The following is a 21,328-nucleotide window of genomic DNA, read 5'->3' on the forward strand; positions in this document are numbered from 1 at the left end:
GAGCGTAAACCCGCGTCTGAGAGAATTGTTCTGTGATCTCTCGAATCGATCTGCGCGGCGCCGCCCTCCCCGAGGGTCAGGCCCTGCGCTCGCTGCTGCCCCGAGCCGACTTCGATGTCTCGGCCGCCCTGGAGAAGGTGCGTCCGATCTGCGAGGCCGTGCATCATCGTGGCGACGCGGCGCTGATCGAGTACGGAGAGAAATTCGACGGAGTGAAGCTGGAAGCCGTACGGGTTCCGGCCGAGGCCATCGACAAGGCGCTCGCCGATCTCGACCCCGCCGTGCGCGCCGCCCTGGAGGAGTCCATCCGCCGGGCCCGCATCGTCCACCGCGAGCAGCGCCGCAGCAGCCACACGACGCAGGTCGTGCCGGGCGGCTCCGTCACCGAGAAGTGGGTGCCGGTCGAGCGCGTCGGCCTGTACGCGCCAGGCGGCCGGTCCGTCTACCCGTCGTCCGTGATCATGAACGCCGTACCGGCGCAGGAGGCGGGCGTCGAGTCGATCGCGCTCGCGTCCCCGCCGCAGAAGGAATTCGGCGGCCTTCCGCACCCGACGATCCTCGCTGCCTGCGCGCTGCTCGGCGTCGACGAGGTGTACGCGGTCGGCGGCGCCCAGGCCGTCGCCATGTACGCGTACGGCACGGAGTCCTGCGCCCCGGCGAACATGGTGACCGGCCCCGGCAACATCTGGGTGGCCGCCGCCAAGCGCTACTTCACGGGACGCATCGGCATCGACGCCGAGGCGGGCCCGACCGAGATCGCGGTCCTCGCGGACTCCACCGCCGACCCGGTGCACGTCGCCTCCGACCTGATCAGCCAGGCCGAGCACGACCCGCTGGCGGCCGCCGTCCTCGTCACGGACAGCGAGGAACTCGCCGCTGCCGTGGAGCAGGAGCTGGAGCCGCAGGTCGCCGCCACCAAGCACGTCGAGGACCGGATCGTGCCCGCCCTCAAGGGGCGGCAGTCCGCGGTCGTGCTCGTCGACTCGCTCGACGACGGCCTCAAGGTCGTCGACGCGTACGGGGCCGAGCACCTGGAGATCCAGACCGCCGACGCCTCCGCCGTGGCCCAGCGGGTCAAGAACGCGGGCGCGATCTTCGTCGGCCCGTGGGCGCCCGTCTCCCTCGGGGACTACGCCGCCGGGTCCAACCACGTGCTGCCGACGGGCGGCTGCGCCTGCCACTCGTCCGGCCTCTCCGTCCAGTCCTTCCTGCGCGGCATCCACATCGTCGACTACACGAAGGACGCCCTCGCCGAGGTCGCGGCCACCGTGGTGACGCTCGCCGACGCAGAGGACCTGCCCGCGCACGGCGCGGCGATCAAGGCCCGTTTCGGGTGGAAGGTGCCGCAGAGCAAGTGACCAGGATCGACGATCTTCCCGTACGCGAGGAACTGCGCGGCAAGTCCCCTTACGGTGCACCGCAGTTGGACGTCGCCGTCCGGCTGAACACGAACGAGAACCCGTACCCGCTGCCCGAGCCCCTCGTGCAGCGGATCGCCGAGCGCGTCGCCGACGCGGCCCGCGAGCTCAACCGCTACCCGGACCGGGACGCGGTCGAGCTGCGCACGGAACTCGCCAGGTACCTGACCCGTACGACCGGCTACGAGGTCGGCTACGAGCAGGTGTGGGCGGCCAACGGGTCGAACGAGGTGCTCCAGCAGCTCCTCCAGGCCTTCGGCGGCCCCGGCCGGCTGGCGCTCGGCTTCGAGCCCTCGTACTCGATGCACCCGCTGCTCGCCCGCGGCACCAACACCGGCTGGGTGAGCGCCCCGCGCCGCGACGACTTCTCGCTCGACGTACCGGCCGCAGTCGAGGCAATCCGGACGCACAAGCCGCACGTCGTCTTCATCACCAGCCCCAACAACCCCACCGGCAACGCGGTCGCGGCCGAGGACGTCCTCGCGCTGTACGAGGCCGCCGGGCGGGACGCGATGGTGATCGTCGACGAGGCGTACACCGAGTTCAGCCACGGCACCTCGCTGCTGTCGCTCCTCGAGGGCCGCCCGAACCTCGTCATCTCGCGGACGATGTCCAAGGCCTTCGGCGCGGCCGGCCTTCGGCTCGGCTACCTCGCCGCCGACCCGGCCGTGGTCGACGCCGTCCAACTGGTGCGTCTGCCCTACCACTTGTCGGCCGTGAACCAGGCGACGGCGCTCGCCGCCCTGGAGTACACCGACACGCTGCTCCAGTACGTGCAGCAGCTGAAGACCGAACGCGACCGTGTCGTCCGGGAGTTGGAGGGGCTCGGCTTCGATGTCACCGTCGCCGACGCCAACTTCATCCAGTTCGGCGTCTTCGAGGACCCGCACGCCGTGTGGCAGTTCATCCTCGACCGCGGCGTCCTGATCCGTGACAACGGAGTCCCGGGACGCCTGCGGGTGACCGTCGGCACCCCCGAAGAGAACGACGCGTTCCTGGACGCGGCTCGCGAAGTGAAGAAGGACCGAATGAACAGTCAGGAGCGGGGCGCATGAGCCGCGTAGGACGTGTTGAACGTACGACCAAGGAGACCTCGGTCCTCGTCGAGATCGACCTCGACGGCACCGGCAAGGTCAATGTCGCGACCGGGGTCGGCTTCTACGACCACATGCTCGACCAGCTCGGCAAGCACGGCCTGTTCGACCTCACGGTGAAGACCGAGGGCGACCTGCACATCGACTCGCACCACACCATCGAGGACACCGCCCTCGCCCTCGGCGCCGCCTTCAAGCAGGCGCTCGGCGACAAGGTCGGCATCTACCGGTTCGGCAACTGCACCGTCCCGCTCGACGAGTCGCTCGCCCAGGTGACGGTCGACCTGTCAGGACGCCCGTACCTCGTGCACACCGAGCCCGAGAAGCTGGCGCCGATGATCGGCGAGTACGACACGACGATGACCCGGCACATCCTGGAGTCCTTCGTCGCGCAGGCCCAGATCGCGCTGCACGTCCACGTCCCGTACGGGCGCAACGCGCACCACATCGTGGAGTGCCAGTTCAAGGCCCTCGCGCGCGCCCTGCGCTACGCCAGCGAGATCGACCCGCGCGCGGCCGCCGCCGGGATCCTGCCCTCCACGAAGGGCGCGCTGTGAGCGGCCTGTCCGCAGTACTGATCTTCGTCGGCCTCTTCCTCGCCGGCGGCGCCTGGTCCTTCCACAAGCAAGGACTGCCCAAGAGCGTCGTGGTGCTGATGGGCATCGGTTCCGCGATGTGCCTCGTCGCCGGAATCCTGCGGATGGAGTGGCTCTACTGATGTCGGCCGACAACACCAAGAGCGTCGTCGTCTTCGACTACGGCTTCGGCAACGTGCGCTCCGCCGAGCGCGCCCTCGCCCGCGCGGGCGCCGACGTCGAGATCACCCGCGACTTCGACAGGGCCATGAACGCCGACGGGCTGCTCGTGCCCGGCGTCGGCGCGTTCGCCGCCTGCATGAACGGTCTGAAGGAGGCGCGCGGCGACTGGATCGTCGGCCGCCGCCTCGCCGGCGGCCGCCCCGTGATGGGCATCTGCGTCGGCATGCAGATCCTGTTCGCGCGCGGCATCGAGCACGGCGTGGAGGCCGAGGGCCTCGACGAGTGGCCCGGCGTCGTCGAACCGCTGAAGGCCGACGTCGTCCCGCACATGGGCTGGAACACCGTGGACGCGCCGGGGGACTCCCAGCTGTTCGCGGGCGTCGACACCGACGAGCGCTACTACTTCGTGCACTCGTACGCCGTGCAGAACTGGGAGCTCGAAGTCCACAACCCCTCCATGCGTGCGCCCAAGGTCACCTGGTCCACGCACGGTGGCCCGTTCGTCGCCGCCGTCGAGAACGGCGCGCTGTGGGCGACGCAGTTCCACCCCGAGAAGTCCGGCGACGCCGGAGCGCAGCTGCTGAAGAACTGGATCTCCGTACTGTGACCGTGAACCCCCTGGGCAACAAGCTCGAACTCCTCCCCGCCGTCGACGTCCGCGACGGCCAGGCCGTTCGCCTCGTGCACGGCGAGTCCGGCACCGAGACCTCCTACGGCTCCCCGCTGGAGGCGGCCCTCGCCTGGCAGCGCTCCGGCGCCGAGTGGCTGCACCTGGTCGACCTCGACGCCGCGTTCGGCACCGGCGACAACCGCGCCCTGATCTCCGAGGTCGCCAAGGCCATGGACATCAAGGTGGAGCTGTCCGGCGGCATCCGCGACGACGACTCGCTCGCCGCCGCCCTCGCCACCGGCGCCACCCGCGTCAACATCGGCACCGCCGCCCTGGAGGACCCCGAGTGGGTCGCCAAGATCATCGCCGAGCACGGCGACAAGATCGCGGTCGGCCTGGACGTCCGCGGCACGACGCTGCGCGGCCGCGGCTGGACCCGCGACGGCGGCGACCTGTACGAGACGCTGGAGCGCCTCAACAACGAGGGTTGCGCCCGGTACGTCGTCACGGACATCGCCAAGGACGGCACGCTGCAGGGCCCGAACCTGGAGCTGCTCCGCAACGTCTGCGCGGCCACCGACCGCCCGGTCGTCGCCTCCGGCGGCGTCTCGTCCCTCGACGACCTGCGCGAGATCGCGTCCCTTGTCCCGCTCGGCGTCGAGGGCTCCATCGTCGGCAAGGCGCTCTACGCCAAGGCGTTCACGCTGGAGGAGGCGCTGGAGGCGGTCTCCGTATGACGCTCGCCGTCCGAGTCATCCCCTGCCTCGACGTGGACAACGGCCGCGTCGTCAAGGGAGTCAACTTCCAGAACCTGCGCGACGCGGGCGACCCCGTCGAGATGGCGAAGGTCTACGACGCCGAGGGCGCCGACGAGTTGACCTTCCTGGACATCACCGCGTCCTCCGGCAACCGCGAGACCACGTACGACGTGGTGCGCCGCACCGCGGAGCAGGTCTTCATCCCGCTCACCGTCGGCGGCGGCGTGCGCACCGCCGAGGACGTGGACAAGCTGCTCCGCGCCGGCGCGGACAAGGTGGGGGTCAACACCGCCGCCATCGCCCGCCCGGACCTCATCCGGGAGATCGCCGAGCGCTTCGGCCGCCAGGTGCTCGTCCTGTCCGTGGACGCGCGCCGCACGGAATCCGGCTCCTTCGAGGTGACGACGCACGGCGGGCGCAAGTCGGCCGGCATCGACGCCGTCGAATGGGCGCACCAGGCCGCCGAGTTGGGCGCGGGCGAGATCCTGCTCAACTCGATGGACGCCGACGGCACCAAGGACGGCTACGACATCGAGATGATCGAGGCCGTCCGGAAGCACGTGTCGGTGCCGGTCATCGCGTCGGGCGGTGCGGGCAGGCTGGAGCACTTCCCGCCGGCCGTCGCCGCGGGTGCGGACGCGGTGCTCGCCGCGTCCGTCTTCCACTTCGGCGACCTCCGCATCGGTGAGGTCAAGGGCGCGCTGCGCGAGGCGGGTCACCCCGTCCGCTGACGGAGGGGGCGACTGCCCGACTGCCGTACGAGACCGGTGACTTCTCCGCGAGACCGGTGATTTCGCCGATGCGGGTGAGGCGGAACCGGCGCCACCGTGGTCGCTGTCAGTGACCACGGCGGCGCCCTCGGGACGGGCTCCGCCCTTCCGAGAGGAACCCGTCATCGTGCAGCAGCACAGAAGTGCGGCGCCCCCCGTGCACGCCGGGCGAGCCGTGAACAAGTTCCGGACCCGCCTGATCCGTACGGGACTTGCCACCCTGCTGGCCCTCGGCGGCCTCGCCACCCAGCAGGCCCTGACCGCCGAGGCGGCCGAGAACCCCTACGAGCGCGGCCCCGCCCCGACCGTCTCCAGCATCGAGGCCTCGCGCGGCTCCTACTCCGTCTCGCAGGCCAACGTGTCCTCGCTGAGTGTGAGCGGCTTCGGCGGCGGCACCATCTACTATCCGTCGTCGACGGCGGACGGCACGTTCGGCGCCGTCGTGATCTCGCCGGGCTACACGGCGTACCAGTCGTCCATCGCCTGGCTGGGCCCGCGCCTCGCCTCGCAGGGCTTCGTCGTCTTCACGATCGACACCAACACCACGCTCGACCAGCCGGACAGCCGGGGCCGCCAACTCCTGTCCGCCCTCGACTACTTGACCCAGCAGAGCTCGGTGCGCACCCGCATCGACACGAGCCGGCTCGGCGTCATGGGCCACTCCATGGGCGGCGGCGGCACCCTCGAAGCGGCCAAGAGCCGTCCTTCGCTCCAGGCCGCGATACCCCTCACCGGCTGGAACACCGACAAGAGCTGGCCCGAGATCAAGACCCCGACGCTCGTGGTGGGCGCGGACGGTGACACCATCGCGCCGGTCGCCACGCACTCCGAACCGTTCTACGGAAGCCTGCCGAGCTCGCTCGACAAGGCGTACCTGGAGCTGCGCGGGGCCACGCACTTCACGCCCAACTCGTCCAACACCACGATCGCGAAGTACAGCATCTCGTGGCTCAAGCGCTTCATCGACAACGACACCCGGTACGAGCAGTTCCTCTGCCCGCTGCCGGCCTCCAGCCTCACGATCGCGGAGTACCGGGGCAACTGCCCGCACACGTCGTGACGTTGTGATGTCGTGACGTTGTGATGTCGTGGCGTCGCGAGGTTCTGACGTCATGAGGTTCCGACGTTCTGTGCGGTGGCACAGGACGCCAATGCGCCGGTTGGGTTTCCTCCCAACCGGCGCTGTGCGTGCGGTGGTTCGCCACTAGCGTGCGGCAAGTGAGCGGAAGAACCGTGCTGTTGCTTGCGGCCGCCGCGTACGAGAGCGACCCCGAGGGGGCCGGCGTCGACGCGGGGCTCGTGCTGCGGGCCGCCGCGGCGGCCGGGCTCGGCGCGGACGCCCTGGACGCGGCCGAGCGGGCGGGCCTGAGGCGCGATCCGGACGGCCGGCTGCGGCTGCCGGGGCGGCGCAGGCTCTACGAGGCCGTGCAGCCGGAGCGGCGCAGGGCAGCGCACCGGTTGCTCGCCGCCGCGGCGACGGGGGAGCGGCAGCGGTCGGCGGGGCTGCTGCACCGGTCGCTCGGTGCGGCCTACCCGGACCCGGGGCTCGGCGCGGAACTGGCAGCGGCGGAGGGCGCGCCCCACGGGGAACGCTGCACGGCGCTCGCCCACGCGGCAGGACTCGCCGAGGACCCCGCGGTCCGCGCCGAGTGGCTGGTCGCGGCGGCGGACCACGCGAGGCTGGCGGGCCGCCCGCACCGTGTGCGTGAACTCCTGCACCAGGTGGGCGAGTTCGGCGACTTGGCGGGCCTTGAGGCCGTACGGGGCCGCGCCGCTCTGATCCGGGGCCTGCTGGCGCTGCGCGACGGTCCCGTGGCGGACGCCCGTGAATCCCTGTTGCTGGCGGCCCGCCTCTGTGCACAGCCGGCCGCCCTCGAAGCGCGCCTCGGTGCGGCGGAGGCGTCCTGGGCGCTGGGGGACTCGGCGGGGTACCGGGAGGCGGTCGAGCACGGCGGTCGTGCGCGACCGGCGGACTCCGCTCTCGACTACCGGGTCGGCATGGCAGCGTCCCTCGGGGAGCGGGCCGGGGTGGGGCGGGTCGCGTTGCGGCGGGTCGTGGCGCGGTCCGCCGGGGAGCGGGAACCGGGGGTGCTGCTGCGGGCCGGGGCCGCCGCGCTCGTCGCCGGGGACGTGGACGCGGCCTGCCGTCTCGGCAGCCGTGCGCTCGCGGCCGCGCGGGACCGGGACGCGGGGGCCGAACTGCCGCGCGCCCTGGAGCTGCTCGCCTACGGTGAGCTGCGCTCCGGGCGGCACGTACGGGCTCGCGCCCATGCCGAGGAGGGGGTGCGGACCGCGCTCGCGGCGGGGCAGCGCAACGTGCTCGCGCATCAGCACGCCGTCCTCGCCCTTGTCGCCTCGCTCGACCGTGACGTCGACACCGTCGCCCGGCATGCCGCTGCCGCGCAGCACGTTGCCGATCGGCACGGGCTGGTGCAGGCCGCGACGCTCGCCCAATGGGCTTTGGCCCGCGCGGACTTGGCGCGAGGCGACGCTGCGCGTGCGGCCGCCCGGCTCGGGCCGCTCATCGGCGCCGGCCCGCGGCGGGGGCACTTCGGCATCCGGATGCTGGCCGTGCCCTGCCTGGTGGAGGCGGCGGTGCTCGCGGGGGAGCCGGGTGGGGCGCAGGCCGCGGTCGGTGAGTTCACGGTGTGGGTCGAACGCGGCCACGACCCGCTTGCTCCGGCACAACTAGCGCGCTGTCAAGCCCTGTTGGCGATCGGTGATCCGGTAACAGCCGAGTCCCGCTTCGAGGAGTCCCTGGCTCGGTACGAGCGGACGGGCGGCGACTTCGAGCGGGCCCGGACCCTTGCCCTGTACGGCAAGTGGTTGCGCCGCACGCGCCGTCCTGCGCGGGCCCGTGCGTTGCTGCGTGACGCCCTGGTCGCCTTCGAACGGTGCGGGGCGACGGTCTGGGCGGTGCAGGTGGCGGCTGAGTTGCGTGCCACGGGCGAGTCCCCCGACGACAGTGAACCACCGGGCAGACTTGCCGAGTTGACGCCTCAGCAGTTGCGCATCGCGCGCCGCGTCGCGAAGGGCGACACCAACCGTGAGGTCGCCCGCCGACTCTCGGTGAGTCCCCGCACGGTGGACCACCACCTCCGCAACGTCTTCGACCGCCTCGGAGTCCGCTCCCGCGTGGAACTGGCCCGCCTGGTGGATCGCACGGAGTCGTCGGCGCGCCCCTGAGCGTGCCGCGACTGGGTCCGGTGGCCGGCCCCCGAGTAACTGTTGCGCGGCGCCGGGGTCTTACCGTGCCGTGGTCGGCGCCTCCCGTCCTGGTTGCGGGGCACCGGGTCTTGGGGCTGTGCCGGGGTGGGCGCCCTTGTGTTCGGCGTGCGGCACCGGTCCTTGTCCGGCTGTGCCGGGGTGGGTGCCCTTGCGCTCGGCGCGCGGCATCGGTGCCTTTCCGGCTGTGCCGGTGCCCGGTCATCTCCCGCCCTCCCGCCCCCTCCGGGGGCTTTGGCCCGTCCGGGGCCCGGCTGCTGTGCTGGGGGCGGGGCCTGTCGTAGCTGTTGCGCGGCACCGGGTCTTGGGGCTTTGCCGGGGTGGGCGCCCTTGCGCTCAGCGCGCGGCATCGGTCCTTGTCCGGCTGTGCCGGTGCCTGCTCATCTCCCGCCCGCCCGCCCCCTCCGGGGGCTTCGGCCTGCCCGGGGCCCGGTTGCTGTGCCGGGGTCGGGGCCTGTCGTGACAGGTGCGCTGCACCGGGGTGCCGCCTTGCCCACCCTGCCGCCCCAGGCGGCAGATTGCCCAAGGCGGGGCGGCGTCGGCCGCTTCGGGTGGGAGCCGTGCCGGGCGGCAGATTGCCCAAGGCGGGTGCGGTCGACCGAAGGGGGTGGGGAGCCGTGGTGGGCGTTGCCCAACGCGGGGCGGCGCCGGCCGACAGGGGTGGGGAGCCGGAGCTGGCGGCATTTGTCCAGGCGGGGGCAGTGCCGGATGACAGGGGTGGGGAGCCGTGGTTGGAGGGGGTTGCCCAAGGTGGTGGCGGTCGACCGTCACGGGTAGGGAGCCGGGGTTGGCGGCGGATCGCCCAAGTCGGCGACGGCGGACCGCAATGGGTGGGTGCCGTGCCGATGGCGCTTGCCGTGACGGGGTCGGGCCGACGCCCCCGGAGGGGGCGGGTGGGTGGGAGATGGGCGGGGAGGTCGGTATTTTTGATCCCAGCGCCGCTTGAGCATCGGGTATTTGAAGCCCCTGCGGCGATTGAGCTGCGGGGTGTGGGGCGGAGCCCCAGTCTTTGAGCCCGGCTGGCGTTTGAGGCGCGGGGCGCGCGGGGCGGGGCCCGGACTTTCAGCCCCTGCGCCGCTTGAGCAGCGGGGTCCGGGGCGGAGCCCCGATCTTTGGGCCCCGCTGGCGCTTGAGGCGCGGGGGTCAGGCGGAACCCTGACCTTCCCAGCCCTACCGGTGCTTGAGGCGCAGGGGTTGGCCGGAGCCCCGATCTTTGAGCCCCGCCGGCGTTTGAGGCGCGGGGTCCGGGGTGGAGCCCCGTGGCGTGAGGGCGGTCGACCGCCTCCGTGGAGGTTCCCGCAACCCCGGTACCCGCCCCCACCCACCTGCACGTTTGCCGAGAGGGCTGGAGACCGACCAGACGGTATGTCATTCTGCGGACTCGTGAGCCGAGCCGTGGAGGACCACCATGCCCGCGCATCTCGTACGTCCCCGACCACACCCACGGACCGGCGCCGGATCGGACGCGGTCGCCGTGCTGCGCCGCGCCGCACGCCCGCTCCTCGGTCAACTCCCCGCGCTCACCGACCGGTTGACGGCGGAGCTGTACGAGCAGGAGCCGGCCTACCGCGCCGCACTGGAGGCCGACCCCGGCGACGTACGCGCGGAGATCCACCGCTCGCTCGGGCACAGCGTCGCCTCCCTGCTCGACCCTCCGCGCAACCGGGACGCCGCCCGCGCCTGCACCGCCCGGATCGGCGCCGCCCGCGCTGCCCGCGGGTTTCCGCTCGACGCCGTGTCGCACGCCTTCCGGCTCGGCGGCGCCCTGGTCTGGCAGGCGCTCGTCGACGAGGTGACCCTGCGGCATCCCGAGGATGCGCATCTGCTGGTGCATCTTGCCGTCGATGTGTGGAACTTCGTCGATGAACATTGCACGCACGTCGCCGAGTCGTATCGGCGTGCCGAGCGCGAGCTCACCTGGCGGCGTGAGAACCGGCGCCGCCTGATGGCCGCCGCCCTCCTCGACGGCGCCACCCGCATCGCCGACCTGCCCGACGCCGCAGCCGCACTCGACCTGCCCGAACGCGGCCGGTACGCGGTGCTGATCGCCGTCGGCGGCAGCCGGGGCGCGCCCCGGCCCACCCTGCCGCACGGCGTACGGGCCGTGTGGCACACGGCCGACGGGACCGAACGCGCCATCGTCGATCTGGGTGGACTGGGCGCGGCTCAACTCGCCGTCGCGCTAAGGGAGTTTTGCCACCGCAAGCCCGGCCTGCGCGTCGGCATCAGTCCCGCCGTCGAAGGGCTCGCCGCGGTGGGCGGCGCCCGGCGGCTCGCCGAGACCGCGCTGCGCATCTGCCCGGAGGGCGGCGGCACCGTACTCCTGGACGAGCAGCTGCCCGCCGCGCTCGTCGCCGCCGCGCCCGAACTCGGCCGGATCCTCGCCGACCGGGTGCTCGGCCCCCTGCTCGCCCTGCCCCCGACCGACCGGACCCTGCTGCTCGACACACTGACGGCCTGGCTGGACTGCGACGGCTCCGCGCAGCGCGCCGCCACCCGCCTCTACTGCCACCGCAACACGGTCCTGAACCGGCTGCGCCGCTGCGAACAGCTCACGGGCCGGAGCCTCGCCCGCCCCGCCGACCTCGTCGAACTGGGGCTGGCGCTGCACGCCCTGCCCCACACCGGCACACCCGCTATAGACCGAGCGCCTTCGTCTCCGTGAGCCGGTCGATGGCCGACTTCTCGCCGTCCATCTCCACGTCCGCCGCCTCCTGCCGGCCGAACGCGAACATCACCAGCTCCGCGGGCGCGCCCGTGACCGTGACCACGGGGGCGCCGCGGTGCGCCACCGCCGTCTGGCCGTCGGGGCGGCGCAGCACCAGGCCGACGGGCGCCTTGCGGCCCATCACCCGCGCCATCCGCTCCAGGCGCGACCACAGGACGTCGGCGAAGACCGGGTCGAGCTCGCGCGGCGTCCAGTCGGGCTGCGCACGGCGCACGTCCTCGGTGTGGATGTAGAACTCGATCGCGTTCGACGCCTCGTCGATCTGCTTGAGGGAGAAGGGCGAGAAGCGCGGCGGACCGGTGCGGATCAGCTGGATCAGCTCTTCGTACGGCTTCTCCGCGAACTCGGCCTGCACCCGCTCCAGGCGGGACGCGAGCTGTTTGACGAGGATCCCGCCCGCGGCGTCCGGGCGGCGCTCGCGCACCACCACGTGCGCCGCGAGGTCCCGGGTGTTCCAGCCCTCACAGAGGGTGGGGGCGTCCGGGCCCGACGCCTCCAACAGGTCGGCGAGCAGAAGTCGTTCACGCTTGGCATGGGTCGACATGTCGCCAGCCTACGACCGCCCGCGCCGCACCGGACAGTGGACGTTCGACTCGGCGCGGCACAATGGTCCGTATGACCAGCTCGCCCGTACCCAGCAGCAGCCTCGACCCCGCCATCGCCGCCCGCCTCAAGCGCAGCGCCGACGGCCTGGTCCCCGCCATCGCCCAGCAGTACGACACCGGCGAGGTGCTCATGCTCGGCTGGATGGACGACGAGGCGCTGCACCGCACCCTGACCACCGGCCGCTGCACGTACTGGTCGCGCAGCCGCCAGGAGTACTGGGTCAAGGGCGACACCTCGGGCCACTTCCAGCACGTGAAGTCGGTCGCCCTCGACTGCGACGCCGACACCGTGCTCGTCAAGGTCGACCAGGTGGGCGCCGCCTGTCACACCGGCGCCCGCACCTGCTTCGACCGCGACGAGCTGCCGGTCAGCGACAGCGCAGCGTGATCTCCTGACGGTCCCGGAAGACGATCCGGGCCGGGTCCCCCGCCACCGGGGACCCGTCGACCTCGGCCGTGCACTGGGGGCGCACGCCCCACTCCGTGAGGAGCTGTCCGAGCGTGAAGTCCTGCCACTGGGCCGACTCCACGTGCACGGTGCCGGTCGTGTCGTGCGTGTGCAGCGGGCTGAAGCGGGGCTTCTTGCCGGAGCGGTCGATGCCGATGTCGGCGGGGACGGTCACCTGGCGGCCGCCCGCGTACACGGTGAGGTGGGGGTGGATGTGCATGGTCAGCTTCTCGGAGTCGAGCATCTCCAGGCCCGCGGCCTCGACCCGCGCCTCGACCTCGCCGGGCGGGGGCGCGGCCCAGTCGCCGGGGGCGGGAGCGGCGCCGGTCAGCGCGGTCACGGCGACGGCGGCGAGGGCGACACCGGACAGGGCGCTCGCCATGCGTGCGTTTTTGTAGCTCTTGGTCTTCGTCACCGCTCCCTTCTAGCGGGGCGCCGTCCACCCCTCGACCAGGCGCGCGGGGCGTCCCCCCGACGGAAGTAGGCTCCTGCCATGGACCTCGAGACCTTCCGCAAGCTCGCGACCGACCGCCGAGTGATCCCCGTCAGCCGCAAGCTCCTCGCGGACGGCGACACGCCCGTCGGCCTGTACCGCAAGCTCGCCGCCGAGCGGCCCGGCACGTTCCTCCTGGAGTCCGCGGAGAACGGCCGCTCCTGGTCCCGCTATTCGTTCGTCGGCGTGCGCTCCGCCGGCACGCTGACCGAGCGCGACGGGCAGGCCCACTGGCTGGGCACGCCGCCCGTCGGCGTCCCGGTCGACGGCGACCCGCTCGCCGCCCTGCGCGCCACCGTCCAGACGCTGCACACCCCGCGCTACGAGGGTCTGCCCCCGTTCACCGGCGGCATGGTCGGCTACCTCGGGTACGACATCGTGCGCCGCCTGGAGAAGGTCGGCCCGGGGGAGCGGGACGACCTCAAGCTGCCCGAGCTGACGATGCTGCTCACCAGCGATCTCGCCGTGCTCGACCACTGGGACGGCTCGGTGCTGCTGATCGCCAACGCGATCAACCACAACGACCTGGAGACCGGCGTCGACGAGGCCTACGCCGACGCCGTCGCCCGCCTCGACGCCATGGAGGCCGACCTCTCCAAGCCGGTCGAGTCCGCCCCCGCCGCGCTCCCGCCGTCCGAGCTCCCGGAGTTCACGGCGCTGTGGGGCGGCAAGCAGTACCAGGACGCCGTCGAGGACATCAAGGAGCGCATCCGCGCGGGCGAGGCCTTCCAGGTCGTCCCGTCCCAGCGCTTCGAAACCCCTTGCACCGCAAGCGCGTTGGACGTCTACCGGGTGCTGCGGGCCACGAACCCGTCCCCGTACATGTACCTCTTCCGCTTCGACGGATTCGACGTCGTCGGCTCCTCGCCGGAGGCCCTCGTCAAGGTCGAGGAGGGGCGCGCCATGGTGCACCCGATCGCCGGGACCCGGCCGCGCGGCGCGACCCCGCAGGAGGACCACGACCTCGCGGAGGAGCTGCTCGGCGACCCCAAGGAGCGCGCCGAGCACCTGATGCTCGTCGACCTCGGGCGCAACGACCTGGGGCGGGTCTGCGAGCCCGGCTCCGTCGAGGTCGTCGACTTCATGTCCATCGAGAAGTACTCGCACGTCATGCACATCGTCTCGACCGTGACGGGAACCGTCGCCGAGGGGCACACCGCCTTCGACGTACTGACCTCCTGCTTCCCGGCCGGCACCCTGTCCGGCGCCCCCAAGCCGCGCGCGCTGCAGATCATCGACGAGCTGGAGCCGTCACGCCGCGGCGTCTACGGCGGCTGTGTCGGCTATCTCGACTTCGCGGGCGACTCCGACACCGCCATCGCCATCCGCACCGCGCTGCTGCGCGAGGGGACCGCGTATGTGCAGGCGGGCGCGGGTGTCGTCGCCGACTCCGACCCGGTCGCCGAGGACACCGAGTGCCGCAACAAGGCGGCGGCGGTGCTGCGCGCCGTGCACACGGCGAACCGACTGTGAGGCATCGGACGCTGTGAAGTGACGCACGACTCCGGCCCCCGGGTCACGTAAACCCGTACAGACAGGCGATAGTGGAGTACGTGACTGCTGTACCGCACCCCCGTAACGATGCCGCCGAGCCGGCCGAGCCGGCTGCTTCCTCGCCGAATGGCCGGCGCAGCCTCGCCGTCGCCCTGCTCTGCGGGGCCGCGGGAGCCGCGATCGCCCTGCTCGCCTCCCGGCAGGAGTGGTGCTCGGGCGTCGCCGCCGTCGCCGGCGGCAAGCTGCCGCTGACCGCCGAGGGCAGCGACGTCACGGGCGTGCCCGCGGCCCTCGCCATAGTGGGCCTCGCCGCGCTCGTCGCCGTCTTCGCGGTCCGCAAGGTCGGCCGCGTCCTGGTCGCCCTCCTGCTCGCGCTCAGCGGCGCGGGCGCCGTCGCCGCCGCCGTGCTCGGCGCGCGTGACAGCGCCGCGCTCGACGAGAAGGCGGCGCAGGCCGCGGGGGACGCCTCCGCCACCATCCACGCGCTCAGCAACACCGCATGGCCGTACGTCTCCGCGGCCGGCGGCGCACTCATCCTGATCGCCGGGATCCTCGCCGTGATCTACGGCGCGGCCTGGCCGTCGATGGGCGGCCGCTACGAGCGCTCCGGCGCCCCGCGGACCCGCCGCGCCAAGGCCGTGGACCCGGACCGCCCCGAGGAGCTCTGGAAGGCCCTCGACCGCGGCGAGGACCCGACCGGCGCATAGGTCCTGGACCAGGTCCTGGACGTAGGCCCGGACCCCGCGTTCCGAGCTGGTGCGCGGGTGCGGGACAATAGATAGGAACGTCGTACGTCATGCGTACGCATAGGCCATAAGCAACGAGGAGCAAGCCATGGCGGACAGCAGCCACGGACACACCCCGGCCGCCTGGACCGGTGTCATCATCGCCTTCATCGGTTTCTGTGTCGCGGGCGCCTTCATGGTGATCGGCAACGTCGCCGGTTTCTGGGTCGGCATGGCCCTGCTGGCGATCGCCGCGGTCGCCGGCGGCCTGATGAGCGCCATGGGCATGGGCAAGCCGAAGCGTGCCGAGCTGCAGCTCAAGTCCACCGGGGCGGCGCGGCCCGCGGGCTCGGAGGCCTGAGTCCTCGCACATACCCGCGAAAGGGGTGGAACGGCCGACCGACCGGCCGTCCCGCCCCTTTCGTGTTTTCCGGGGAGCGGTCCCGGGCCCGCGGATGCAGAATTCACGGGTGACCGTGGAGATGTCGGAGCAGACCGAGAAGACCGAGAAGACCCCCCGTTCCGGCGCTCTGCGCCGACTCGCCGTCCCGCTCGGCGTGCTCGGCGGTGTCGCCCTCGCCTTCGCCTATGTGGGCGCCGTCGACCCCAATGAGCCCGGCCACTACCCGGCCTGCCCGTTCCTCCAGCTCACGGGCGCCTACTGCCCCGGCTGCGGCGGGCTGCGCAGTGCCCACGCGGTCGCGCACGGGGATCTCGCGGGCGCGTTCGGGGCCAATGCCCTCGCCGTCGTCGGCTACGCGCTGTTCGCGGTGATCTGGACGGTGTGGGCGGTGCGGGCGGCCCGCGGCAGGGCCGTGAGCCTCGCGCTGGGCCGCGTACAGCTGTGGATCGTCGGCGGGGTCGTGCTCGCCTTCACCGTTGTCCGGAACCTGCCCTTCGGTGGCTTCCTAACCCCTTGATCAACTGCGTTTGTCCAGGTAGTGGGACCGGCGTCAACCGGATGCGGGACCTTCGCCCATTGACGGATACCATTCACAAGGACCAGATGAACACCCAGGGGATGCCCGGAAAGGAGTCCGCTCGCGTGAGTGTGCTCGACGAGATCATCGACGGAGTCCGTGCCGACCTTGCGGAGCGGCAGGCGCGCGTCAGCCTCGACGAGCTCAAGGAGCGCGCGGCGAAGGCTCGCCCGGCCAAGGACGGGGTTGCCGCGCTCAAGGGCGACGGCGTCAAGGTGATCTGCGAGGTCAAGCGGTCCAGCCCCTCCAAGGGCGCGCTCGCCGCGATCGCCGACCCTGCCGCCCTCGCCGCCGACTACGAGGCGGGCGGCGCGGCCGTCATCTCCGTACTCACCGAGCAGCGCCGTTTCGGCGGCTCGCTCGCCGACCTGGAGGCCGTCCGCGCCAAGGTCGACATCCCGATCCTGCGCAAGGACTTCATCGTCACGTCGTACCAGCTGTGGGAGGCCCGCGCGTACGGCGCCGACCTCGCGCTGCTGATCGTCGCCGCCCTGGAGCAGCCCGCCCTGGAGTCCCTCATCGAGCGCGCCGTCTCCATCGGCCTCACGCCGCTCGTCGAGGCGCACGACGAGGACGAGGTGGAGCGCGCGATCGACGCCGGGGCCAAGATCATCGGCATCAACACCCGCAACCTCAAGGACCTTTCGGTCGACCGCGGCACCTTCGAGCGCGTCGCCCCGGACATCCCGGACCACATCGTCAAGGTGGCCGAGTCCGGCGTGCGCGGCCCGCACGACCTGATCGCGTACGCCAACGCGGGCGCGGACGCCGTCCTCGTCGGCGAGTCCCTGGTGACCGGCCGTGACCCGAAGTCCGCCGTCGCCGACCTCGTCGCCGCCGGCGCCCACCCCGCCCTGCGGCACGGACGGTAAACTCTCCGCCATGGCCATTGCCTCCCGCCTCGCTCCCGGTTGCCGCCCCCGCGGCTGCCGGGCTCCGGCGCGCCGTGTGCGCGGCAGGCGGGTCAGGTACCACATCGGCGCGGAGCCGGGCCAGATCAACGGCATGCGATGGCGAGGCGCCCTTTAGGGGCGCGGGTTTCTCCTGACAGGCGGCCACCTCACAGTCGGCCACTGGACAGACGGCCACCTCACAGGCGGCCACCGCCACGCGGGCGCGTGCGTCATCGCAGCCCGCGGTCGAGTACGTACCTTTGGCCCCATCAAGGGGCGCGGGACCGTGCCTGACAGCGACCACCCACGCCCCCACGGCGACCAGTCACCACCCAACTCACCGTGAGGGTTACGCATGCCCAGCGAGTACTTCATTCCCGACCCCGAGGGTCAGATCCCGAGCGCCGAGGGCTACTTCGGCGCGTTCGGCGGCAAGTTCATCCCGGAGGCCCTCGTCGCCGCCGTGGACGAGGTCGCCGTCGAGTACGACAAGGCCAAGAACGACCCGGAGTTCGCCCGCGAGCTCGACGACCTCCTCGTCAACTACACCGGCCGCCCCAGCAGCCTCACCGAGGTGCCCCGGTTCGCCGAGCACGCCGGTGGCGCCCGGATCTTCCTCAAGCGCGAGGACCTGAACCACACCGGCTCGCACAAGATCAACAACGTCCTTGGCCAGGCCCTGCTCACCAAGCGGATGGGCAAGACCCGCGTCATCGCGGAGACTGGCGCGGGCCAGCACGGCGTCGCGACGGCCACCGCCTGCGCGCTGTTCGGCCTCGAGTGCACCATCTACATGGGCGAGATCGACACCCAGCGCCAGGCCCTGAACGTGGCCCGCATGCGCATGCTGGGCGCCGAGGTCATCGCCGTGAAGTCCGGCAGCCGCACCCTCAAGGACGCCATCAACGAGGCGTTCCGCGACTGGGTCGCCAACGTCGACCGCACGCACTACCTCTTCGGCACGGTCGCGGGACCGCACCCGTTCCCCGCGATGGTCCGCGACTTCCACCGCGTCATCGGCGTCGAGGCCCGCCGCCAGATCCTGGAGCGGGCAGGACGACTCCCGGACGCCGCGATCGCCTGCGTCGGCGGCGGCTCCAACGCCATCGGCCTGTTCCACGCGTTCATCCCGGACGCCGACGTCCGCCTGATCGGCTGCGAGCCGGCCGGACACGGCATCGAGACCGGCGAGCACGCGGCGACGCTCAGCGCGGGCGAGCCCGGCATCCTGCACGGCTCCCGCTCCTACGTCCTCCAGGACGAGGAGGGCCAGATCACCGAGCCGTACTCGATCTCGGCGGGCCTGGACTACCCGGGCATCGGCCCCGAGCACGCCTACCTGAAGGACTCGGGCCGCGGCGAGTACCGCGCGGTCACCGACGACGCCGCCATGCAGGCGCTGCGCCTCCTGTCGCAGAGCGAGGGCATCATCCCGGCCATCGAGTCGGCGCACGCGCTCGCGGGCGCGCTGGAGGTCGGCAAGGAGCTGGGCAAGGACGGGCTGATCATCGTCAACCTGTCCGGGCGCGGCGACAAGGACATGGACACCGCGGCCCGCTACTTCGGCCTCTACGACACGGACGCGGCCGTCGCCGCGGACGCCGAGGGCGAGCAGGCCGAGATCGAGGGGGATGCCAAGTGAGCGGCAACGTACAGCTGTTGAACGACACCCTGGCCGGTGCCAGGGCCGAGGGCCGCTCCGCCCTCATCGCCTACCTGCCCGCCGGGTTCCCGACCGTCGACGGCGGCATCGAGGCGATCAAGGCCGCCTTCGACGGCGGCGCCGACGTGGTCGAGGTGGGCCTGCCGCACTCCGACCCGGTGCTCGACGGACCGGTCATCCAGACCGCCGACGACATCGCGCTGCGCGGCGGCCTGAAGATCAAGGACGTCATGCGCACCGTGCGCGAGGCGCACGAGACCACCGGCAAGCCGGTCCTCGTCATGACGTACTGGAACCCCATCGACCGCTACGGCATCGAGCGGTTCACCGCCGAGCTCGCCGAGGCGGGCGGCGCGGGCTGCATCCTGCCGGACCTGCCGGTGCAGGAGTCCGCGGTGTGGCGCGAGCACGCGGACAAGCACGGTCTCGCGACCGTCTTCGTCGTCGCGCCCAGCAGCAAGGACGAGCGCCTCGCCACCATCACGGCCGCCGGTTCGGGCTTCGTGTACGCGGCGTCCCTGATGGGCGTCACCGGCACCCGCGAGTCCGTCGGCAACCAGGCCAAGGAACTCGTCGAGCGCACCAAGGCCACGACCGACCTTCCCGTGTGCGTGGGCCTCGGCGTCTCCAACGCGACGCAGGCCAAGGAGGTCGCGGGCTTCGCGGACGGGGTCATCGTCGGCTCGGCGTTCGTGAAGCGGATGCTGGACGCCCCGGACGAGAAGGCCGGACTCGAAGCGGTGCGCGCCCTCGCCGGTGAACTCGCCGCGGGCGTACGGGCCAAGGCCTAGTAACCACCCCGTAGTAACAGGGAGTTACGTCACCCATACGGATGGAAACCGGACCGGGAAGGCACGCTCGTGCCTTCCCGGTTCGTTGGCGCTGGTGTGAGCGAGAAGAACCGAGAGGGAAAGCGCGCGGCCCGCGAACGCCTTGCCGCCGAGCGCCAGAAGCAGAAGTCCGCTGAGAAGCGGCGCAGGACCTTGATCGTGGGCGCCACCGTGGTGTGCGTGCTCGGCCTGGCCGCGGTGATCGGGGTGGTCGCCGCGAATTCGGGCGACGACAGTTCCAGTGATGCCGGGCCGGTGGTCGCGCCCAAGGGCGCCACCGGCAAGGACAAGCTGGCGATCCCGGCGGGCGAGGACACCGCGAAGTCGACGCTCACGGTCTGGGAGGACTTCCGCTGTCCCGCCTGCAAGAGCTTCGAGGACGCGTACCGGTCGACGATCCATGAGCTGGAGGACTCCGGTGAGCTGAAGGTCGAGTACCACCTCGTCACGCTCATCGACTCGAACCTGAAGGGCACCGGCTCCCTGCGCGCGGCCAACGCGGCGGGCTGCGCCCAGGACGCCGGGAAGTTCCGCGACTACCACGACGTGCTGTTCGAGAACCAGCCGGAGGAGACCGACGACGCCTTCGCGAACAACGACAAGCTGATCGAGCTCGCGGGCAAGGTCGACGGCCTGGACACGTCGACGTTCAAGTCGTGTGTGAACGACGGCAAGCACGACAGCTGGGTGAACAAGTCGTACAAGGCGTTCCAGGACGCGGGCCACTCGGGCACGCCGACCGTGCTGCTCAACGGCAAGAACATCCTGGAGGACCAGAGCCTGACCCCGGCCAAGTTCAAGAAGATGGTCGAGGCCGCGAACAAGTAGTCGGAGCCGTTACTCAGCCGTTGCCGGGCTGCCCGCCGTGCGCGCGGCCCGGCACGGTAGCGTCGGACCTGCCATGGAACTTGCCTTCATTCCCAGCCCCGAGCGCGGAGTGGTCTATCTCGGACCCATTCCGCTGCGCGGCTACGCGTTCTGCATCATCATCGGCGTCTTCGTGGCCGTCTGGCTCGGCAACCGCCGCTGGGTCGCCCGCGGCGGGCGGCCCGGCACGGTCGCCGACATCGCCGTGTGGGCGGTGCCCTTCGGCCTGGTCGGCGGTCGCCTCTACCACGTGATCACGGACTACCAGCTGTACTTCAGCGAGGGCCGTGACTGGGTGGACGCCTTCAAGGTCTGGGAGGGAGGCCTCGGAATCTGGGGCGCCATCGCGCTCGGCGCGGTCGGCGCCTGGATCGGGGCCCGCCGCCGCGGCGTCCCGCTGCCGGCCTATGCCGACGCGATCGCGCCCGGTATCGCCCTCGCCCAGGCCATCGGCCGCTGGGGCAACTGGTTCAACCAGGAGCTGTACGGCCGGGCCACCGATGTGCCCTGGGCCCTCAAGATCACCTCGGACACGGACGGGCGGGTGCCGGGCACGTACCACCCGACGTTCCTGTACGAGTCGCTGTGGTGCATCGGCGTCGCGCTGCTTGTCATCTGGGCCGACCGGAAGTTCAAGCTCGGGCACGGGCGGGCGTTCGCGCTGTACGTCGCGTCGTACTGCGTGGGCCGGTTCTGGATCGAGTACATGCGCGTGGACGACGCGCACCACATCCTCGGCCTGCGGCTCAACGACTGGACGGCGCTGGGTGTCTTCGTCCTCGCGGTGATCTACATGGTGGTGTCCTCGAAGAAGCGTCCCGGACGCGAGGAGGTCGTCGAGCCGGGGGTCTCCGACGGTTCGGCGGACGAGAGCGACGGTGACGGTGACAGCGCCGTCGAGGACGACGTCGACCTCACGAAGAGCGAGGCGAAGAGCGAGGCGAAGAAGACCTGACGGTCTTCGGCTGT

General features: G+C 71.8%; 23 protein-coding genes. 21 read left to right on the plus strand and 2 right to left on the minus strand.

Translation table 11 applies throughout. The annotated features are described in order from the left end of the window. Positions 1–32 precede the first annotated feature (32 nt). From hisD to OG746_RS30820, 10 genes are all read left to right on the plus strand, one after another. Positions 33–1,358: a histidinol dehydrogenase gene (gene hisD, locus OG746_RS30775; RefSeq protein ID WP_266720631.1), complete on the plus strand. Its 1,326-nt coding sequence runs from the start codon at positions 33–35 to the stop codon at positions 1,356–1,358. After that, positions 1,355–2,473 (plus strand): histidinol-phosphate transaminase, encoded by a 1,119-nt coding sequence (locus OG746_RS30780; RefSeq protein WP_266720632.1) that lies wholly within the window; start codon positions 1,355–1,357, stop codon positions 2,471–2,473. Before hisD ends, OG746_RS30780 begins: the two co-directional genes overlap by 4 nt. Then, on the plus strand, positions 2,470–3,069 hold the full coding sequence (hisB, locus tag OG746_RS30785; protein ID WP_266720633.1) for an imidazoleglycerol-phosphate dehydratase HisB: 600 nt from the start codon (positions 2,470–2,472) through the stop codon (positions 3,067–3,069). Before OG746_RS30780 ends, hisB begins: the two co-directional genes overlap by 4 nt. After that, positions 3,066–3,230, plus strand: coding sequence for a CG2302 family histidine operon protein (locus tag OG746_RS30790; RefSeq protein WP_266720635.1), 165 nt, complete (start codon positions 3,066–3,068; stop codon positions 3,228–3,230). Before hisB ends, OG746_RS30790 begins: the two co-directional genes overlap by 4 nt. After that, on the plus strand, positions 3,230–3,877 hold the full coding sequence (gene hisH, locus OG746_RS30795) for an imidazole glycerol phosphate synthase subunit HisH (RefSeq protein ID WP_266720637.1): 648 nt from the start codon (positions 3,230–3,232) through the stop codon (positions 3,875–3,877). The genes OG746_RS30790 and hisH overlap by 1 nt, the downstream gene beginning before the upstream one ends. An 11-nt stretch (positions 3,878–3,888) precedes the next feature. Beyond that, positions 3,889–4,617, plus strand: a complete 729-nt coding sequence (gene priA, locus OG746_RS30800) for a bifunctional 1-(5-phosphoribosyl)-5-((5-phosphoribosylamino)methylideneamino)imidazole-4-carboxamide isomerase/phosphoribosylanthranilate isomerase PriA (RefSeq protein ID WP_266725539.1) — start codon at positions 3,889–3,891, stop codon at positions 4,615–4,617. Next, positions 4,614–5,369, plus strand: a complete 756-nt coding sequence (hisF, locus tag OG746_RS30805; RefSeq protein WP_266720639.1) for an imidazole glycerol phosphate synthase subunit HisF — start codon at positions 4,614–4,616, stop codon at positions 5,367–5,369. The genes priA and hisF overlap by 4 nt, the downstream gene beginning before the upstream one ends. A 166-nt stretch (positions 5,370–5,535) precedes the next feature. Continuing rightward, a complete protein-coding gene (gene bdeA, locus OG746_RS30810; protein WP_524540502.1) occupies positions 5,536–6,468 on the plus strand; it encodes a bis(hydroxyethyl) terephthalate hydrolase in 933 nt (310 codons plus the stop codon). Positions 6,469–6,626: 158 nt separating this feature from the next. Beyond that, positions 6,627–8,594, plus strand: a complete 1,968-nt coding sequence (locus OG746_RS30815; protein ID WP_266720641.1) for a helix-turn-helix domain-containing protein — start codon at positions 6,627–6,629, stop codon at positions 8,592–8,594. Positions 8,595–10,041: 1,447 nt separating this feature from the next. Next, positions 10,042–11,298: a PucR family transcriptional regulator gene (locus tag OG746_RS30820; RefSeq protein WP_266720643.1), complete on the plus strand. Its 1,257-nt coding sequence runs from the start codon at positions 10,042–10,044 to the stop codon at positions 11,296–11,298. Here OG746_RS30820 and OG746_RS30825 read toward each other — a convergent pair. After that, positions 11,270–11,905, minus strand: coding sequence for a TIGR03085 family metal-binding protein (locus OG746_RS30825; RefSeq protein WP_266720645.1), 636 nt, complete (start codon positions 11,903–11,905; stop codon positions 11,270–11,272). The genes OG746_RS30820 and OG746_RS30825 overlap by 29 nt on opposite strands. Positions 11,906–11,976: 71 nt before the next feature. Here OG746_RS30825 and hisI point away from each other — a divergent pair, with 71 nt between their 5' ends. Continuing rightward, positions 11,977–12,354: a phosphoribosyl-AMP cyclohydrolase gene (gene hisI / locus OG746_RS30830; protein ID WP_266720647.1), complete on the plus strand. Its 378-nt coding sequence runs from the start codon at positions 11,977–11,979 to the stop codon at positions 12,352–12,354. On the opposite strand, the gene OG746_RS30835 is transcribed toward hisI, so the two are convergent. Beyond that, positions 12,335–12,829, minus strand: coding sequence for a hypothetical protein (locus tag OG746_RS30835; protein WP_266720649.1), 495 nt, complete (start codon positions 12,827–12,829; stop codon positions 12,335–12,337). The genes hisI and OG746_RS30835 overlap by 20 nt on opposite strands. Before the next feature lie 78 nt (positions 12,830–12,907). Here OG746_RS30835 and OG746_RS30840 point away from each other — a divergent pair, with 78 nt between their 5' ends. The 10 genes from OG746_RS30840 (at position 12,908) to lgt (ending at position 21,314) form a co-directional block, all read left to right on the plus strand. Next, positions 12,908–14,380: an anthranilate synthase component I gene (locus OG746_RS30840; RefSeq protein WP_266720651.1), complete on the plus strand. Its 1,473-nt coding sequence runs from the start codon at positions 12,908–12,910 to the stop codon at positions 14,378–14,380. A gap of 71 nt (positions 14,381–14,451) precedes the next feature. Next, on the plus strand, positions 14,452–15,108 hold the full coding sequence (locus tag OG746_RS30845) for a TIGR02234 family membrane protein (protein ID WP_266720652.1): 657 nt from the start codon (positions 14,452–14,454) through the stop codon (positions 15,106–15,108). Positions 15,109–15,235: 127 nt separating this feature from the next. Continuing rightward, on the plus strand, positions 15,236–15,487 hold the full coding sequence (locus tag OG746_RS30850; RefSeq protein ID WP_266720653.1) for an HGxxPAAW family protein: 252 nt from the start codon (positions 15,236–15,238) through the stop codon (positions 15,485–15,487). Between the two features lie 121 nt (positions 15,488–15,608). Further along, a complete protein-coding gene (locus OG746_RS30855; protein WP_266725543.1) occupies positions 15,609–16,046 on the plus strand; it encodes a DUF2752 domain-containing protein in 438 nt (145 codons plus the stop codon). Positions 16,047–16,171: 125 nt separating this feature from the next. Beyond that, entirely contained in the window at positions 16,172–16,978 is an 807-nt protein-coding gene (trpC, locus tag OG746_RS30860; protein WP_266720654.1) for an indole-3-glycerol phosphate synthase TrpC, read from the plus strand. Between the two features lie 10 nt (positions 16,979–16,988). After that, positions 16,989–17,135: a tryptophan biosynthesis modulator TrpM gene (trpM, locus tag OG746_RS45680; protein ID WP_425835010.1), complete on the plus strand. Its 147-nt coding sequence runs from the start codon at positions 16,989–16,991 to the stop codon at positions 17,133–17,135. A 219-nt stretch (positions 17,136–17,354) separates the two neighbouring features. Continuing rightward, positions 17,355–18,641, plus strand: coding sequence for a tryptophan synthase subunit beta (gene trpB / locus OG746_RS30865; protein ID WP_266720656.1), 1,287 nt, complete (start codon positions 17,355–17,357; stop codon positions 18,639–18,641). Beyond that, complete coding sequence (gene trpA / locus OG746_RS30870; RefSeq protein WP_266720657.1) at positions 18,638–19,453, plus strand: tryptophan synthase subunit alpha; 816 nt, start codon at positions 18,638–18,640, stop codon at positions 19,451–19,453. Before trpB ends, trpA begins: the two co-directional genes overlap by 4 nt. A 96-nt stretch (positions 19,454–19,549) precedes the next feature. Further along, positions 19,550–20,320, plus strand: coding sequence for a DsbA family protein (locus OG746_RS30875; protein WP_266720659.1), 771 nt, complete (start codon positions 19,550–19,552; stop codon positions 20,318–20,320). 73 nt (positions 20,321–20,393) lie between these two features. Further along, positions 20,394–21,314 carry a prolipoprotein diacylglyceryl transferase gene (gene lgt, locus OG746_RS30880; protein ID WP_266720661.1) on the plus strand — a complete coding sequence of 307 codons (921 nt, stop codon included), beginning with the start codon at positions 20,394–20,396 and terminating at the stop codon, positions 21,312–21,314. The last annotated feature ends 14 nt before the right edge of the window (positions 21,315–21,328 follow it).

The organism is Streptomyces sp. NBC_01016 (assembly GCF_026341035.1).
Classification (GTDB): domain Bacteria; phylum Actinomycetota; class Actinomycetes; order Streptomycetales; family Streptomycetaceae; genus Streptomyces.